The organism is Protofrankia sp. CiP1_Cm_nod4, assembly GCF_982290645.1.
Genome location: NZ_CEVIVC010000087.1, coordinates 1 through 14,814 on the forward strand (window position 1 = coordinate 1; position 14,814 = coordinate 14,814).

Below are 14,814 nucleotides of genomic sequence, written 5' to 3' on the forward strand. Positions count from 1 at the left end.
CACCCGCCGGGCCGGGCTACGGGCAGCCGGCGCCGGGCCATGCGCAGCCCGCCGGGTACGGTCCGGCCGGGGGCGCCGGCGGCGTCCCGCCCCAGCCGACGCCCGGCGGGTTCGGGCCGACCGAGATCCTGCCGTCCCAGATCCAGCCGGTGGCGCCGGGTGCGCTGAACAGCCTGAGCCCCTACCGGGAGGTCCCCGCGGCCGGCCGCTGGACGCAGCAGAACGGCAAGCTGGTCCGGGCCACCCTCGGCCAGGGGCCGGAGGTCCTCGCCCTGCGCGGGTCGATGGTCGCCTACCAGGGCGACATCGACTTCGACTACAAGAGCTCCGGCCTGCGCGGGCTGATAGAGAACAAGCTCACCGGGCAGGGCCTGAAACTCATGACCTGCAAGGGCCGCGGCGAGGTCTTCCTCGCCCAGGACGCCAGCGACCTGCACATCGTCGAGCTCAACGGCCAGTCGCTGTGCGTCAACGCGCGGAACATCCTGGCGTTCGACAGCTCCCTGCGCACCGAGGTCAGGCGTATCGAGAGCCCCGGCATCCCCGGGGGCGGCTTCTTCCACTTCGAGGTGTCCGGGCAGGGGACGATCGTGGTGATGACCAAGGGGACGCCGATGACGCTGACCGTCGCCGGGCCGACGTTCGCCGACATCAACGCCCTGGTCGCCTGGACGTCCGGGATGCGGGTGAGCGTGTCGACCCAGGTGCGCATCTCCCGGCAGATCTACTCCGGCAGCAGCGGCGAGTCCCTGGCCCTGCAGTTCATGGGTTTCCAGGGGCATTTCGTGGTCGTCCAGCCGTACGAGGTCTAGAGGTCCAGCTGCCGTGTGTGACGTTCTGGCCCGGGCCGAAAAAGCGCGCGAGCATGTTCTCCGCCGCGGCTTCGACGGCTCTCTGACCGTGGAAAGGAGGCGGCCGTGTACGGAACACTGATGGATCATTTCGGGCAGACGCAGATCATGGACCGGATGAGCAGGCACGGTTCCAAGATCGTTAAAGTGGTCATGCAGCCCGGGCAGGACCTGTTCGCCCGGACCGGATCCATGATCGCCTATGAGGGACTGATCGACTTCAACCCGCAGCCCCCGCAGCTCGGCCGCATCGCCTCCTCGTGGGCGACCGGCGAGGGCGTGCCGCTGATGACCGCGACCGGTCAGGGCCTGCTCTACCTGGCCGACTACGGCAAGGAGGTCATCGTCGCCCAGCTGGCCGGCGAGGGCCTGTCCGTCAACGGCAAGAACATCCTCGCCTTCGACGCCAGCCTGCAGTGGGGGATCGAACGTGTCCGCGGGGTCAGCATGCTCTCCGGCATGGGCATGTTCAACGTGGTCATCCGCGGCCACGGCTGGGTGGCGATGACCGCGAAGGGCAGCCCGGTCGTGCTGGACACCCGGGAGGCGCAGACGTTCGTCGACACCGACGCGCTCGTCGCCTTCACCGACGGCCTGCAGGTCCAGCCGCGGCGGACGGTCCGCCTCGGCGGACTGATCGGCCGCGGCTCCGGTGAGGCGTTCCAGCTCGGCTTCTCCGGCCAGGGCTTCGTCGTGGTCCAGCCCAGCGAGGACGAGCGGCCGAACTTCTCGGTACGCGGCTGACGCGGCTGACGCGGCTGACGCGGCTGACGCGGCTGACGCGGGTGATGTGAGTGATGCGGGTGCCACGGCTGGTGCGGACGGTGCGCGGGGCCGCTCCGGGGGCCGCGTGTGACGTGCCGGCCGCGCACGGGCGGGAGCTGCCGGTGACGCGGCGTCCGGCCTACTGCGCGGCACGCCTGGGTGAGAGGATTCGATGATGAGCCACGGTGGATTCGGCGGTCCGCCCGCGGGCGGCTACCCCGGCGGCGCAGCTTCCGGTGGATATCCTCCCGGTGGATATCCGCCTCCGCCCGGTCAGCCGGGCGGCTACCCGCAGCCACCCGGCCAGCCCGGCTACCCGCCAGCCGGCGGCCAGCCGCCGGGATACCCACCGGCCGGGTATCCGCCTCCTGGCGGGGCACCGGGCGGCTACCCGGGTGGGCCGGGCGTCCCACCCGCTCCACCAGGCCCGCCCGGCGGCCCGGCGGGCGGCATCCGCGGCAGCCTGCTCGGCAACCCCGAGGTGCAGTCCCAGGAGCGTTTCACCCTGCAGAACGGCAAGATGCTCAAGGCGACCCTCGGCGCCGAGGGGATGCGGGAGTTCTACGCCCGCAAGGGCGCCATGGTCGCCTACCAGGGCGGGGCCACCTTCGACGCCCACTGGGAGGGCTGGGGCCGTCAGTTCCGGTCGCTGTTCCAGGGCGGCGAGGGCCTGAACCTGATGAAGGTCTCCGGCGGCGGCACGGTCTTCCTCGCCTACCAGGCGCAGGACGTGCACATTCTCGACCTGCGCGGGGACGGGCTGTCAGTGGACGGCAAGAACGTCCTCGCCTTCGACGCCGGCCTGCACTGGGACGTCGTCCGCATCGACTCCCAGGTGTCGATCGCCGGGGCCGGCAGCTACCAGGTGGAGCTCTCCGGCAACGGCAAGGTCGCGGTCGTGACGTCGGGCGCCCCGCTGGTCATGCACGTCACCCCGCAGAACTACTACTTCGCGGACGCCGACGCGGTGGTCGGCTGGTCGTCGAGCCTGCAGGTGTCGATGCAGGCGGCGGTCACCTCGTCCTCGGTGTGGCGGCCGCGCGGCAACACCGGGGAGAGCTGGCAGATGCAGTTCTCCGGGGACGGGTACGTCATCGTCCAGCCCTGCGAGCTGCTGCCGCCGTACAACGCGCTCGCCAACGCCGGCCTCGCCGGGCACTTCGGGCTCGGCGAAGCCGGTTTCGCCGGCAACCAGCTCCAGGGCCACCGCGGCGGCCCACCGGGGCACGGAGGGCACGGAGGGCACGGCGACGGTGGCCTCGGCGGAGCGCTCGGCGGCCTGTTCGGCAACCAGGGCGGTCGCGGCGGTCTCTTCGGCGGTCGATAGCCGCAGGGTTCGGCCGTTGGTCGCTCGGGCGGCTCAGCCGTCAGCCGTCAGGGCCGCGGCGGCACGCTCGGCTTCTCGTGCTGCCCGGCCCAGCAGCCCAGCTCTCATCCACCGTACGGTTCTCGGCCGCGAGAATATTCGATCATGAGAATGAGTACGTAAACGGCTGCCATAACGACCGCTTGTTTCCTCGTTCTCGTGATCTGAAGGTCTTCGGTGGGGGATATGTCCGGTCGACGTTGATATGAACGTGTGTTGTCGGGATGACCTTTCAGGTGCTGGGGGAGCCAGGTCTTCCGGGGTAGCGCGGGGATTTGCAACGAAACCGTAACGACGTCCCGGACAACCTGCGGTTCTGGTCTCGGAGTAGGGCGTGGGATTGCAACCCGGGCGGGTCCGGACTCGTCGTACCTGGTGTGGGGCAGCTATCTTCTCGGCGTACAGATTCCGGACGCGGTGACCACGGCTTCGTGTTCCGCTCGGCAGCCGACGGCCGTGTGCGGCCGGAGCGGCGGGCGCGAGAGCGGGCGGCGGAGCGGGTGGGGGTCCGCATGAGCAGCCGGCGGCGCGCGTCCGGCTGGGGGGCCCGGCTGTGGGCGAAACCGTGGCTGGGGACCAGCGCCGGGATCCTCGGGGCCGCGCTGATCGGCTGCTCCCTGTATCTGTATGCCATCGGGGGTGGGCGGAGCGGCGGTGCGAACGACCAGGCAGCGGTGCTCAGCGCCGTTGCCCCGCCGCGTGCCACCCCGTCCACCCCTGCGGGGCCGCTCCCCGGCGCCGCGCCACCCACCTCGGCCGCCCCGCCGTCCGCGCCGGTGGGCGCCGCGGCCGGGCCGCCCGCGGCGCTCGACGACGAGCTGATCACCGCCGGTGTGCCTGCCGTTGGTGGCGGGTCACGCTCCCTGCCGCCGGTGCCCCAGATGCTCCCGCCCCACGTCACCCGGCCGACGGCGGTGGCGACGACCGGCGTCACGGCACGGCCGTCGCCACCGCGGACCGGCCCGCCCATCCAGCCACCGCCCGTCCAGCCACTGCCCGTCCAGACCGAGCAACCGCCACCGCCACCGGTCGTGCCGCTGGTCACAACGACACCGTCGACCGGTGTGCCGGTGCCCACCCAGGCGGCGGGCTCCTGACAGGAAGCCCGGCAGGGGCGTTGCGGCGGGTACGGTGGCCGGGCGGGTGGCAGCGCCGCCCAGGTGACCGGTGGGCCCGTTCGTCCGGAGGCGGCTGATACAGCGTCCTCATGGCCTGCCGGGCCCGCCGGGCCAGGGCGGCTGGCGAGTCGGCAGCGGCGCGGCCGTACCGCGTTCGTGCCACCGTCAGCGTCGTCGGAGGTCACAGATGCAGCAGGGGCAGGACACACGGTGATCAACGCCGGGACGGCGTCCTCGGCGCTGTCGGTGCGCTGCGCCGAGTGGACGTGGGAGCAGGGTGTCGACCCGATCGGCTCCGCCCTGGAGTGCGACACCTTCCTGCTCGTCGAGACGCCGCCACCGTGGCCGCGGGACGTCGGCGACATACCGGCCCTCGCCGACGTCGTGCCCGGCCTGCCGCGCGGTGCCCGGCTGCTCGCCGTCGCACCGGCCGACGGCCCCGCCACGGCCGCCGGCAGCCGGGCCGCGACCACGGCGGAAGCGGACAGGGGCGAAGCGGGCAACGGTACTGATCGTGGCGGAGGACGGCGCGGCGTCCGAGTCACACTGTGGCGCCGCCGGAACTCCAACGGTCTCCAGGGCAGCGACCACATCGTCCCCCGGGAGCGCCTCACCGAGGGCATCCTCGGCCTCCTCGACCGTGACCGCGGCCCCGGCCTCGATGCCGTCCGAAATCATGATCGGAATGGTGGCCGCGGCCTCGGTGTGCGTCCGGGCCCTGGCCATGGTGCCGAGCCCGGCGCCGACCCGAGGCTCGGCCGAGGCCGGGACGACGCCGACGAGTGGCCGCCGGCCCGGCCGGCTCCCGCCGAGATCCTGCTGTGCGGCCATGGCCGGCGGGACCGCTGCTGCGGCCGGGCCGGCGCCCGCCTGCACCTCGAGGTGAGATCCTCCTGGCCCGGCGTGCGGGTCCGGCGGTGCAGCCACACCGGCGGCCACCGGTTCGCCCCGACCGGTTTCACCTTCCCGGACGGGCGGGCCTGGGGCTTCCTTGACGCCCCGGCCCTCGACGGGATCGTGCGGCGCGCCAACACCCCCGCCGAGCTGCGCGGACGGTACCGGGGGAGCACCGCGCTCGACCAGTGGGGGCAGGTGGCCGAGCGGGAGCTGTTCGAGCGTTTCGGCTGGGGCTGGCTCGACCACGAGCTCACCGCCTCCCGCACCGAGGTCGCAGCCAGCGGCCGACTGGCAACGGTGGAGCTGGCCTGGCAGGGACCGACCGGCGCCGCAACAGCCACCGCGTCCGTCGCGGTGGTCCGAAACGTCCCCGTCCCGCTCTGCGGCGAAGCCCTGGACCACGCCGAAAAAACCAGCCCCGAGCTGTCCCTGCGCTCAATCGAGATCCGACGGACCCGCGGAACTCAGGGGCCGAGGATGGAGAACGACGCGACGGCGACGGCGGTAAGCAGGCCGTAGGCGAGGCCGGTCAGACTGATCTGGCCGGTTCCGGCTGCCGGTAGGTCTACGACGAACGCCACCCCGATGATCATCGCGGCCAGTGCGATCGGCACTGTCGCGGCTGGCCGTCTGCGATGAGTCAGCAGCGACCACAGGACGACGAGAGCGGGCGCCATGTTCTGTAGCACGATGGCCATGGCGACCGGCAGGCGTGCGATAGCCAGGAACAGGGCGGCATTGGCGGTGCCGACGGCCAGCCCGAACATGAGGGTGTGCCCGAACCGGGAGTGTTTCCACCGACAGGCGCTCGATCGCCGTCGCGGGTGTGCCAGACATAACTGAACAGGCCGAGGCCCACGGCGGTGATGTAGGTCCGTGCCTCCACCAGTTCGAGGGGGTTGACCCGCACGGCGGCGCCGCGGTCCTGGGCCGCGTGCATGAGCCCGACGCTGGTGTCGGTGGCCGGGTCGAGCCGGTCGAGCTCGTCGACGACGAGGACGACGTTCATCGCGGCCTCGACCGGGGCCCGGTGCGGCCCGGTGGTTGTCATCGGTTGCTCCTGCTTTGGGATGTGCGGGTTCAGCCGACAGCCGGGCGGCGGCCAGCAGAGGGACGGCCGCTACTACGCGGACGCCTGGTCGGACCGGTGGTCCTGCTCGCGGCGAGCGGCGGTCGCGATCGCGTCGTCGACGGTGGCGATCTCGGGATCGGTCCAGTCGGTGTGCGCCTGGGTGGTGTAGAAGCGGACCTCGTGACCGTCCGGGTCATGAGCACCGGGCAGAATCCAGCCGATCGTGGCGAAGTGCACGCCGGCATGGGCTTCGCCCAGTGCTGTGAGCCGCCGCGCGAGCGCCTCGAGGGCCGCCCTGGTCGGCACACCGATCGAGAAGTAGTCGAAGCCCGCCGCGCGGGCGGCTCGCTCCGGGTCCAGCCGCAGGCCGAAGGCCGGCCCGCCATTGGGGTGCACCATGACCACCCCCATCAGGACGCCGTTCTCGACGAACTCGGTGCTGATCTCGTAGCCCAGACGGCTCTCGTACCAGGTACGCGAGCGGTCCAGGTCGCTCACCGGGAGCTTGACGTGATGCACCCCGTCGAGCTCTGGCGCGACAGTGTTCGTCACGGCGGACCCCCGAGTTGTGTATAGCGCAGATGCAAAAATGCAGTCCAACTGTATTGCAGTTAGACTGCATCGTATGATGAGTGATGTCAAGGGCCTGCGGGCGGCCCGGGTCGCGGAGACCGAGGAGCGGATCCTGGCCGCCGCCCACGAGCTGTTCGTCCGCGACGGGTACGCGGCCACCACTCTCACCGCGGTCGCCGACGCCGCCCGCGTCGCGCCTCGCACGGTCTACGTGCGCTTCGGAACCAAGGCCGATCTCCTGCGGCGCGTCGTCGACGTGGCCATCGTCGGTGACACTCAGGACCTCGACGTGCAGAGCCGTGAGTGGTACCAGGCCGCGCTCGTCGCGCCCACCGTCGACGAACGGATCGGCCTGCTCGCTGACGGCAGCGCCGCGCTCATGGCCCGCGCCGGCGACGTGTTCGCCGTCGCGCAGCAGGCCGAACCTCTCGAGCCCGTCATCGCCGCCGCGGCCCGCGCCGGACGCGCGGCGACCCGAGACTCGATGCGCTCTTTCTTCACCGCGCTGCGCGACGACGGACTACTTCCCGCCGGCGTCGACCTCGACTGGCTGTGTGACACCGCCGGCGTGCTCGCGCACGCCAACACTTATCTGCTGGTCCGCGAAACCCTCGGCTGGACCACCGACCAGTACCGAACGTGGCTACGCGCCACTTGGCAGCGCCTCATCGCCGCCGCGGCCACGCCGGATAGGTGAGCAGCCCGCGCCGAACCCCAAGCAGCCGGGAGCCGGCGAGCTGCTTGCGACCCGACGGCTGCTGCTGTACCGTCCAGCTTCGAAGGCTCCCGGTCCACCTCTGCTCTGCATGCCGCCCGGGGCACGGTATTTTACCCGGCCGTTGCGCTTCCAATCTGGACCTTCACGCCGCGTGCCTGTTTGCTGTTACATCAAGATCAAATATCTCGTACCCGCCTGATCCTGACATCGCAGGACCAGAGTCCGCACCCGACTGCGGTCAAGCGCACTGAAGTGCGCGAAAACTGTTAACACGGCGCGCGGCGTGTCGGAGGGCTCAATGACCTGATCGTCGGAGCGGTGGACTGCCCCCTGCCTCCGGCCCTGTTGACAGTCGATGCCAGTACCTCACCGGCGTTCCGGGCGAGCCGGCCCGGGAACGGCGCGGCGTCCAGGTGCTGATCGATGGCGGAGGGAAGGCTGCCTTCGCGCCGTGATCACGTACCAGGCGGTCGCGGAAGAGCAGGGTGAGCACGTTGCGGGTGAGGCTGGGGCTGTCCGAATCGAGTAGTCCCGAGGGCCGGGCGAGCAGGCCGAAGCCGTCGGGATAGGCGAGAACGTCGCCCAGCCGGTTGGTGACGAACGCGATTCCTGGTTCGAACAGTCCTACCGGCCAGACCACACCGGCCCACTGCGCCGGCCTCGTTCCGGCCCTGATCTGTCGGATCCGGTGGGCATCATGTCCGGTATGCCTTCCCCGGCCCACGAGACGCCGATCGAACTGGTCCGGCTCGATCCGTCCCTGCCCGACTGGGTACAGACGCTGCTCGGCGACGACACCCCGGCCTTCGACCATGCGCGGCTGTATGACCCGAACGTCCGCCCGCGGACCTACCAGGCGGACGCCATGGTGCTGCTCTACGGGCCCGACGGCAAGCCGCTGCGCGCTGTCGTCTTCGAGGTGCAGCGCGGCCGGAATCCGGAGAAACTCGCTTCCTGGAAGCTCTATATCGGGCACCTCGAGCGGGAGTTCGGGATCAAGGCCTCACTTGTGGTCTTCTTCCCCGATCCGGCCGTCGCGGACTGGTACAGCAGGCAGATCGCGCAGGACACCGTCAGCGGCGCGCAGCTTCGACCGCGGTCCGTCAAGCCCGCCAACGTGCCGGCGATCGTCGATGAGGAGCTGGCGGCCGCCTGGCCGGCGCGGATGCTGCTCTCCGCGATGTGCCATCTCGCCGATGCCGACGTCGATCTGATATTCCCGGCGCTGCTGGCTGCGCTGCTCACGTTGGCGCCGGACGCGAAGATCTTTTATCATAATGTGACGGTGGCCAGGCTGACCGCGGCGGCCCGGGCCCGATGGGAGGAGTTCCTGATGACCACGGCCGTCGGAAAGCGCTACTACGACGACATGCTGAACGAGGTCGACGCCCGGGCTGAGGCACGCGGCGAGGCACGCGGTGAGGCACGTGGTGAGGCACGTGGTGAGGCACGTGGTGAGGCACGGTCGGTGCTGCTGGTCCTCGAGAGCCGCGGCGTGCCGGTGCCTGCCGCGATTCGGGAGCGAATCCTGGCCAGCGTCGACACCGGTCAGCTCGACCTGTGGCTTCGCCGCGCGGCCACGGCGACCACTGTCGAGGACGTCATCCGGGACTAGTGGCAAGGGGCTCACGCGCAGGCCGCGGCCGGGCAGGAGTGCAGCGCCCGCGTGATCCTGGCGGGGCGGGCGACAGACGCCGGTCGGCAGGCGGTAGGAGCGGTGTCACGCTTCAGCACGCCGGCTCCCCACGGCGGCTGGGATCGCGTTGGTATCGTTTTCCCATGGAGGCTGTTATCGATCAGGCTGGCCGGATCGTGCTGCCCAAGTCCATCCGTGACACGCTGGGCCTGCTCCCGGGTACGAGGGTGGACATCTCGCCCTACGGCGCTTGAGTGCAGGTCGTGCCGGCCGGCAGGACCGCGCGCCTCGTTGAGGAGAACGGCGTGCTCGTGTCGGCCGGCGACACGCCTGTCGATGACGACATCCTGTTCGGCCTCATCGACGCGGGCCGCCGGTGACCACTGCGGTCGACACGAGTGTCGCGGTTCCCCTCCTGGTGCGCTCGCATACGCATCACGTGGACGTGGTGCGATGGTGGGCCGGGCAGGAGCTCACGCTGAGTGGGCACGCTCTCGCGGAGACCTACTCGGTACTCACCAGAATGCCGGGTGACGCGAGACTGTCCGAGCCGGACGCCGCCAGGCCGACGAGCGCCTCGCGGAGGTCGTCCCATGCCTCCTGCTCGGTCGCGCCCTCGCCATGAGCGCCCACACCTGGTTGCCAGTTCGTCCCGCGATGACGCCGTGCCGACGCCCGGCGCGGTCGCGGCGATGGCTGCCGGCAGCCGGGTGTGTCCGGGCCTGGCGCAACAAGCTCGGTGGTCTCACCTTCGAGGTGGTCGAACGCCCAGGCACTGAAGCGGGACGGGGTGTCGAAGGGCCGGGGTCGTTCTCGGTTGACGGCGCGTAGGTTCTTAGTTGACGGCGCGCAGGGTGGCGCCGCGCCTTGCGCGCAGCCGGTCCAACGCGTCGGCGGTCGCGGCGTCGGCGGGAAGGAACACCACCATCTGCTGGGCGTCGGTGGGCGGAAGCTCCATCGTCTCACGGTCGAACCGCAGCTCACCGACCGTCGGATGGGCCCACCGCAGGACGCCGCGCGACGGCAGCGCGTACTGGTTCAGCCGCCGGGTGAAGTCGTCGCCGGCGATGGCGCCGAGCTCCGCCCTGAACTGGGCGGAGCGTTCGGCGGACGGGCCGAGCCACAGGTCGAAGGCCCGCTCGTCAGCGACGTGGTCCCAGTCCGGGAAGACCTCGCGGGCGCGCCTGTCGGTGAACACGAAGCGGGTGAGACTGGGGCTGTCCGAGTCGAGTAGCCCCGACGGCCGGGCGAGCAGGTCGAAGCCGTCGGTGTAGGCGAGAACGTCGCCCAGCCGGTTGGTGATGAACGCGATTCCTGGTTCGAACTGGACGAGCAGCCTGAGTACCGCCGGCCTGACGTCCGGTCGGGGCTGGGCGAGCGGGCCCCTGCACACACCGCTGCCGATCTTTGTCAGGTACCGCAGGTGTTCCCGCTCGGTGACGTCGAGGCGCAGCGCGTCGGCGAGCGCGTTGACGACCGCGGGCGACGGGTTGCGGTCGCTGCCCTGCTCGATCCGGACCAGGTACTCGACGCTGATGCCGGCGAGCGTCGCCAGCTCCGACCGCCGTAATCCCGGGACACGGCGACGGGAGCCCGCCGGCAGGCCGAGCGTCTCGGGTCGGGTAGCATCGCGCCTGGCTCGGAGAAAGTCACCCAGCGGCGTACTCACACGGCCCAGTGTACGAACCGGGGCCATCGTGCACCTGGTGCGATGGTGGCCCTGCCAGGGCCAGCCTGTGCCCGGTCTGGCGGCCCGGGACGGCGTGGCCGACCGTTGTGACCATGAGCGGAACCAGCAGACTCGTCATCGTCGTCGGCAGTGTGCGGGAGGGAAGGTTCGGCCCGGTCGTGGCCGCGTGGGCCGCCGAACAGGCCGCCGCGCACGGGGGTTTCGACGTGGCGGTGGTCGACCTCGCCGAGTTCGAGATCCCGCTGTCCCTGCCCGCCGAGTCGCCGAAGTACGCCGGGGCCTCGTACCCGCGGCCGGCGGGTATGGCGACCCTGACCGCGCGGCTCGACGCGGCCGACGCGTTCGTCTTCGTCACTCCCGAGTACAATCATAGTTACCCAGCGTCGCTGAAGGCTGCCATCGACTGGCACTTCACGCAGTGGACCGCGAAGCCGGTGGCGTTCGTCAGCTACGGGGGCGCGTCGGGCGGTCGGCACGCGGTCCTGCACCTGGAGAACGTCCTCAGCGAGCTGCACGCGGTGACCATTCGTGACCGTCTGGCATTCCCGAACTATTTCGTGACCTGGGACGCGGGCCGGCCGGCCGACCCGGAAGCGCCCGTCTATGCCAAGGCGATGTTCAACCAGCTCGCCTGGTGGGCGGCCGCACTCCGGAAGGCGCGCGCCGAGGCACCCTATCCCGGCTGACCGCGATCGCTCGGCGTGACGGAGCCCGAGCGGCGGGGGCCGGCGGCGTCGCGGCGCGCCGGGTGCCGCTCGGACCGAGCACCACCCGGCCGCTCCGCTCCGGGCCGACGTTGCTCCCCTTCGCCCATCCCGAAGCGAAGAAGAGGATCATGATAATGAGTGTGTAAGTGGCTGCTGCGCCAGCCACTTACACACTCATTCCGCTGAAGGGGGTGTGGATCCCTGGGGGCGCTGGTTGGCCGTCCGTCTGCATGGCTGTGTGCACGCTGTCACCGGCCGCGGGTTCTGTCGCCTGGCTGACGGCGGGGTAATACTCTTACTTTGAGAAGTAGGAGGCATCGATGCGGATCACGTCCAAGGGGCAGGTGACGATTCCCGTGGAGATCCGGGAGAAGGCCGGTCTCCTCCCAGGCAGTGAGATCGAGATCGTTTTCGATGACGATGGCGTCCACATCGTGCGGGTGGAGCCGGGGCCGGGTGGCGGGCGTGGCCGGCGCATCGTGCGTCAGCTTCGCGGCACGGCCCCGCCGGGCATGTCCACCGATGAGATCATGGCACTGACCCGCGGCGAGTGACGCCCGTCCTGGTCGACAGCAACGTGCTGCTCGACCTGCTTAGTGACGACCCCCGGTGGGGCGACTGGTCAGCGTCCGCGGTCGCGGCGGCCGCGGACGAAGCACAGCTCGTCATCAATCCCGTGATCTACGCGGAGGTCTCCGTCCGCTATCCGCGGATCGAGGAGCTCGATGACACGCTCCGGCCAGAGGTGTTCCGACGCGATGTTCTTCCGTATCCGGCGGCCTTCCTCGCCGGCAAGGCATACACGCGTTACCGCCGTCGGAGCGGGACGAGGACGTCGCCCCTCCCGGATTTCCTGATCGGCGCACACGCCGCGGTTGCCGGCTACCGGCTGTTGACCCGCGACGCCGCCCGGTACCGGACCTACTTCCCGAAAGTCGACCTCATCGCACCCTGAGCGTTGATGACCGCTCTGATGCACGAGTTCGATCCTCGAGAGGGCGGCTCGCGATCATGCCTGGAGGTGGCTCGAGGGCCGCGCCGGGTGACAGTCAGCCAGATCCTGAGCGGCCCGACCCACCGGCCTGTCCATCGGATTACGGATGCTGCCACGATCATATGCGAATCATGGCATGACCCTGATGTTTCAGGTGAGCGATCTGGCTGGTGCTCGCCGTCGTGAGTTCCTGGATGCCGCGAAGCACGGCGAGGCGTCACCGCGTGACACCGATGGTGCCGTGCTCGTGATGCTCACGGCACGTCGTGTCGCGGCCCTGACCGAGGCGTCCGCTGTGGCCGTTCAGTTGTTCGCGGCAGAGGCGGCGCTGGCATCCGGCATCAAGATCACTCCTGCGGCCCTGGGTTCGTTGGCCTGGCTGGCGGAGTTCGACGTCGATGATCGACTCAAGGCGCTGGAGGAACTACGCGATTCGCTGGCGCTCACCGTGGCACAGGCCGATCCGGAACCACTGCGTGAAACCCTGCGTGCCTGGCAGACTACCGCCGCTGCGATGCGTGACCCGCTCCGTCGCGCGATACACAACGGTAGGCCCGGCGGCGACGACTTCGTCGACGTTCCCGAGCCGGTCGATGGCTGAATCGGACCCGGAACCGGGCGAGTACCCTGTCCGCCAACTGGTCTCGCGGTAGGTCATGGCCACGCGGCGACCAGCGCGGTAGCCATCTGCCGGCGGCAGGTGTCGAGGGTCCTGCCGAGCTGGGCGGGCACGGGCACGGGCGAAGTTCCGCCGCTGGCTAGAGCCACTCGTCCAGTTGGTCCCATGCGACGGTGACCTCGACGGGGTCGAGGGCGTCGATGGCCAGGATGTCCTTTTTCCGGAAGGTGACCTGCTCCATCGCGTAGGTGCCGTCCGATGTCAGGCGGAGCATCTCGACGGACACGGCAGGGCCGTCGTTCCGGGCGAGCCGGATGATCCAGTAGAAGCCGATGCCCGCCCGGGCGTAGCGGACCCGCTTGACGAGCAGATCGTCGGAGACGGAGCCGGGTGACACGATCTCGATGACGATCAGCGCGTCGGCGGCGGTTGGCTTGCCTTGCCACCGTCCCCGGCGTGAGTCGTCGAGGCATCGGAAGAGCGTCAGGTCCGGGCGGCGGAAGTGGAACGGCACCTCGGTGAGCAGGACGTCGATGTCAGCGCGGACCCGGTGACAGGTTCCCGTGCGCTGGTCGTGTTTGCGGGCGGCCTCGGCGAGTGCGTTGAGCAGGGCATGCTGGACTGCCAGGCGTCTGTCGCTGGGCGAGTGGCAGACGACGATCGTCCCGTCCGAGACCTCGATCCGTCCGGCAAGGTCTTCAGGGAGCTCCTCGTAGAGTTCGAGGGTCATCTCGGGCGCCTGTGCCGCGGCGCGCAGCCACGACCAGTCGGAAGCCCGCGGCGTCGCCATATACGCCACGTTACCCGCCGCGGGCAGCGCAACCGCCGGACCTGACACCGTTGCCGGCGAGGCCGACTTCGGGAGATCACCAGGTCTGGAGCCTGCTGAGCTGGAGCGTTCGCTGCAGGGGCCGTTCGGCGTTGCGTACCCGGTCCGGTTCCACGCCGAAGCCCGCCGCCACGACGTCGGTGGAGCTGCGCAGCCCTGACCGCCAGCTCACCATGCGGGTGACCGCCGCGGCCACCACCGGCGCGGGGCAGGGCGCGAGGGCGGGCAGCTCGCCCGCCCGCCACCACGCCGCGAGGCAGCGCAGGGCCAGGGCGAGGCCGGTCGCCGGCAGCGTCGTCCGCCAGATCGCCGCCGCCACCGGATCCAGCTCTCCGATCGGGGACGGCACCCGCGAGGATGGCTGACGCGTTTCCCCCCAGCGGCCTGTGCCCAGCAGCCGCGGGCCCGCCGCGGCGCCGAAGTACGGCAGGACCTCGTACGCGACAGGCCGTCGTCCCTCGAGGCCCCAGCGCAGCGAGTAGGTGTACTGGCGGTGTGCTGTGCGCAGGACGCCGGTGGTCACCTCAGGCACTTCTGGCATCGTCGGCAGGTGGTCCACGCTCATCTCCGTGGGGATCTCACCTGGCGGGATCTCCGCCGCGTACAGGGCGCCGAGCGGCCCGAACAGCCGGATGGCGGCGCCCAGCGGGGACTCCGGCGCGACGAGCGTGCGCACCGTTGCGCGGTCGGCCGTCGCTACCGCGCGCCACAGCCTGGCGGTGAAGTCGCCGCCGTCGACGCGGATGGCCGGCGTTCCGTGGCGCGCCGCCGATCGCTGGGCCACCGACGGCTGTGTGGCCGACGGCTGTCCGGCTGACGGGCGAGTGACGGATGGCCGTGCTGTGGACGGCGGGGCTGCCGGGGGCTGCTTCGCGGCCCGGGCTGCTGGGGGAGCTGTCCCGGGTGCCGCCACGGGTGCCGTCCGCAACGCGCCGTTTCCCCGCGATGCCGACGCCGGGGCCGGGGCCGGGGCCGATGC

20 protein-coding genes and 1 pseudogene are annotated in these 14,814 nt (G+C 70.7%); 13 read left to right on the top strand and 8 right to left on the bottom strand.

Features of this window, described 5'->3' with window-relative positions; genetic code table 11:
* The 5 genes from AC5LSR_RS16180 to AC5LSR_RS16200 all read left to right on the top strand — a co-directional run.
* Nucleotides 1-812, top strand: an 812-nt coding sequence (locus AC5LSR_RS16180) for an AIM24 family protein (protein WP_493468641.1), incomplete at its 5' end; no start/stop codon positions are given.
* Between the two features lie 105 nt (nucleotides 813-917).
* Nucleotides 918-1,595, top strand: a complete 678-nt coding sequence (locus AC5LSR_RS16185; protein WP_250287392.1) for an AIM24 family protein — start codon at nucleotides 918-920, stop codon at nucleotides 1,593-1,595.
* 196 nt (nucleotides 1,596-1,791) lie between these two features.
* Nucleotides 1,792-2,943 carry an AIM24 family protein gene (locus AC5LSR_RS16190; protein WP_250287394.1) on the top strand — a complete coding sequence of 384 codons (1,152 nt, stop codon included), beginning with the start codon at nucleotides 1,792-1,794 and terminating at the stop codon, nucleotides 2,941-2,943.
* Nucleotides 2,944-3,494: 551 nt separating this feature from the next.
* Nucleotides 3,495-4,079 carry a hypothetical protein gene (locus AC5LSR_RS16195; protein WP_493468642.1) on the top strand — a complete coding sequence of 195 codons (585 nt, stop codon included), beginning with the start codon at nucleotides 3,495-3,497 and terminating at the stop codon, nucleotides 4,077-4,079.
* A gap of 231 nt (nucleotides 4,080-4,310) precedes the next feature.
* Nucleotides 4,311-5,516, top strand: a complete 1,206-nt coding sequence (locus tag AC5LSR_RS16200) for a sucrase ferredoxin (RefSeq protein ID WP_250285482.1) — start codon at nucleotides 4,311-4,313, stop codon at nucleotides 5,514-5,516.
* Here the strand turns inward: AC5LSR_RS16200 and AC5LSR_RS16205 are convergent.
* The 3 genes and pseudogenes from AC5LSR_RS16205 to AC5LSR_RS16215 form a co-directional block, all read right to left on the bottom strand.
* Nucleotides 5,462-5,830 (bottom strand): EamA family transporter, encoded by a 369-nt coding sequence (locus AC5LSR_RS16205; protein ID WP_445548729.1) that lies wholly within the window; start codon nucleotides 5,828-5,830, stop codon nucleotides 5,462-5,464. The genes AC5LSR_RS16200 and AC5LSR_RS16205 overlap by 55 nt on opposite strands.
* An 80-nt stretch (nucleotides 5,831-5,910) precedes the next feature.
* Nucleotides 5,911-6,048: pseudogene (locus AC5LSR_RS16210) on the bottom strand (hypothetical protein); the annotation flags it as partial.
* Between the two features lie 72 nt (nucleotides 6,049-6,120).
* Entirely contained in the window at nucleotides 6,121-6,621 is a 501-nt protein-coding gene (locus tag AC5LSR_RS16215; protein WP_250285481.1) for a VOC family protein, read from the bottom strand.
* A gap of 73 nt (nucleotides 6,622-6,694) precedes the next feature.
* On the opposite strand from AC5LSR_RS16215, the gene AC5LSR_RS16220 reads away from it, so the two are divergent.
* Nucleotides 6,695-7,339 carry a TetR/AcrR family transcriptional regulator gene (locus tag AC5LSR_RS16220; protein WP_250285480.1) on the top strand — a complete coding sequence of 215 codons (645 nt, stop codon included), beginning with the start codon at nucleotides 6,695-6,697 and terminating at the stop codon, nucleotides 7,337-7,339.
* A gap of 316 nt (nucleotides 7,340-7,655) precedes the next feature.
* Here AC5LSR_RS16220 and AC5LSR_RS16225 read toward each other — a convergent pair whose 3' ends face one another.
* Nucleotides 7,656-8,000 (bottom strand): hypothetical protein, encoded by a 345-nt coding sequence (locus tag AC5LSR_RS16225; RefSeq protein ID WP_250285479.1) that lies wholly within the window; start codon nucleotides 7,998-8,000, stop codon nucleotides 7,656-7,658.
* 57 nt (nucleotides 8,001-8,057) lie between these two features.
* On the opposite strand from AC5LSR_RS16225, the gene AC5LSR_RS16230 reads away from it, so the two are divergent.
* The 3 genes from AC5LSR_RS16230 (at nucleotide 8,058) to AC5LSR_RS16240 (ending at nucleotide 9,376) form a co-directional block, all read left to right on the top strand.
* A complete protein-coding gene (locus tag AC5LSR_RS16230) occupies nucleotides 8,058-8,975 on the top strand; it encodes a hypothetical protein (RefSeq protein ID WP_250285477.1) in 918 nt (305 codons plus the stop codon).
* Between the two features lie 164 nt (nucleotides 8,976-9,139).
* Nucleotides 9,140-9,250, top strand: coding sequence for an AbrB/MazE/SpoVT family DNA-binding domain-containing protein (locus AC5LSR_RS16235; RefSeq protein WP_250285475.1), 111 nt, complete (start codon nucleotides 9,140-9,142; stop codon nucleotides 9,248-9,250).
* Nucleotides 9,251-9,376 carry a hypothetical protein gene (locus AC5LSR_RS16240; protein WP_493465249.1) on the top strand — a complete coding sequence of 42 codons (126 nt, stop codon included), beginning with the start codon at nucleotides 9,251-9,253 and terminating at the stop codon, nucleotides 9,374-9,376. It begins immediately after the preceding gene.
* Nucleotides 9,377-9,500: 124 nt separating this feature from the next.
* Here the strand turns inward: AC5LSR_RS16240 and AC5LSR_RS16245 are convergent, their stop codons facing one another.
* Both AC5LSR_RS16245 and AC5LSR_RS16250 read right to left on the bottom strand, forming a co-directional pair.
* Nucleotides 9,501-9,629, bottom strand: coding sequence for a hypothetical protein (locus AC5LSR_RS16245; RefSeq protein WP_445548447.1), 129 nt, complete (start codon nucleotides 9,627-9,629; stop codon nucleotides 9,501-9,503).
* A gap of 202 nt (nucleotides 9,630-9,831) precedes the next feature.
* On the bottom strand, nucleotides 9,832-10,665 hold the full coding sequence (locus tag AC5LSR_RS16250; protein WP_250285474.1) for a helix-turn-helix domain-containing protein: 834 nt from the start codon (nucleotides 10,663-10,665) through the stop codon (nucleotides 9,832-9,834).
* Between the two features lie 113 nt (nucleotides 10,666-10,778).
* Between AC5LSR_RS16250 and AC5LSR_RS16255 the strand changes: the two genes are divergently transcribed.
* The 4 genes from AC5LSR_RS16255 to AC5LSR_RS16270 all read left to right on the top strand — a co-directional run bounded on the left by AC5LSR_RS16255 (nucleotide 10,779) and on the right by AC5LSR_RS16270 (nucleotide 12,988).
* On the top strand, nucleotides 10,779-11,372 hold the full coding sequence (locus AC5LSR_RS16255) for an NADPH-dependent FMN reductase (protein WP_250285473.1): 594 nt from the start codon (nucleotides 10,779-10,781) through the stop codon (nucleotides 11,370-11,372).
* Nucleotides 11,373-11,713: 341 nt separating this feature from the next.
* Nucleotides 11,714-11,947 carry an AbrB/MazE/SpoVT family DNA-binding domain-containing protein gene (locus AC5LSR_RS16260; RefSeq protein ID WP_250285472.1) on the top strand — a complete coding sequence of 78 codons (234 nt, stop codon included), beginning with the start codon at nucleotides 11,714-11,716 and terminating at the stop codon, nucleotides 11,945-11,947.
* A complete protein-coding gene (locus AC5LSR_RS16265; protein ID WP_250285471.1) occupies nucleotides 11,944-12,348 on the top strand; it encodes a type II toxin-antitoxin system VapC family toxin in 405 nt (134 codons plus the stop codon). The genes AC5LSR_RS16260 and AC5LSR_RS16265 overlap by 4 nt, the downstream gene beginning before the upstream one ends.
* Before the next feature lie 145 nt (nucleotides 12,349-12,493).
* Nucleotides 12,494-12,988 (top strand): hypothetical protein, encoded by a 495-nt coding sequence (locus AC5LSR_RS16270; RefSeq protein ID WP_250285470.1) that lies wholly within the window; start codon nucleotides 12,494-12,496, stop codon nucleotides 12,986-12,988.
* A 157-nt stretch (nucleotides 12,989-13,145) separates the two neighbouring features.
* Here AC5LSR_RS16270 and AC5LSR_RS16275 read toward each other — a convergent pair whose 3' ends face one another.
* On the bottom strand, nucleotides 13,146-13,796 hold the full coding sequence (locus AC5LSR_RS16275; RefSeq protein ID WP_250285469.1) for a Uma2 family endonuclease: 651 nt from the start codon (nucleotides 13,794-13,796) through the stop codon (nucleotides 13,146-13,148).
* 76 nt (nucleotides 13,797-13,872) lie between these two features.
* Nucleotides 13,873-14,619 carry a hypothetical protein gene (locus tag AC5LSR_RS16280; protein WP_493468643.1) on the bottom strand — a complete coding sequence of 249 codons (747 nt, stop codon included), beginning with the start codon at nucleotides 14,617-14,619 and terminating at the stop codon, nucleotides 13,873-13,875.
* Nucleotides 14,620-14,814 lie beyond the last annotated feature (195 nt).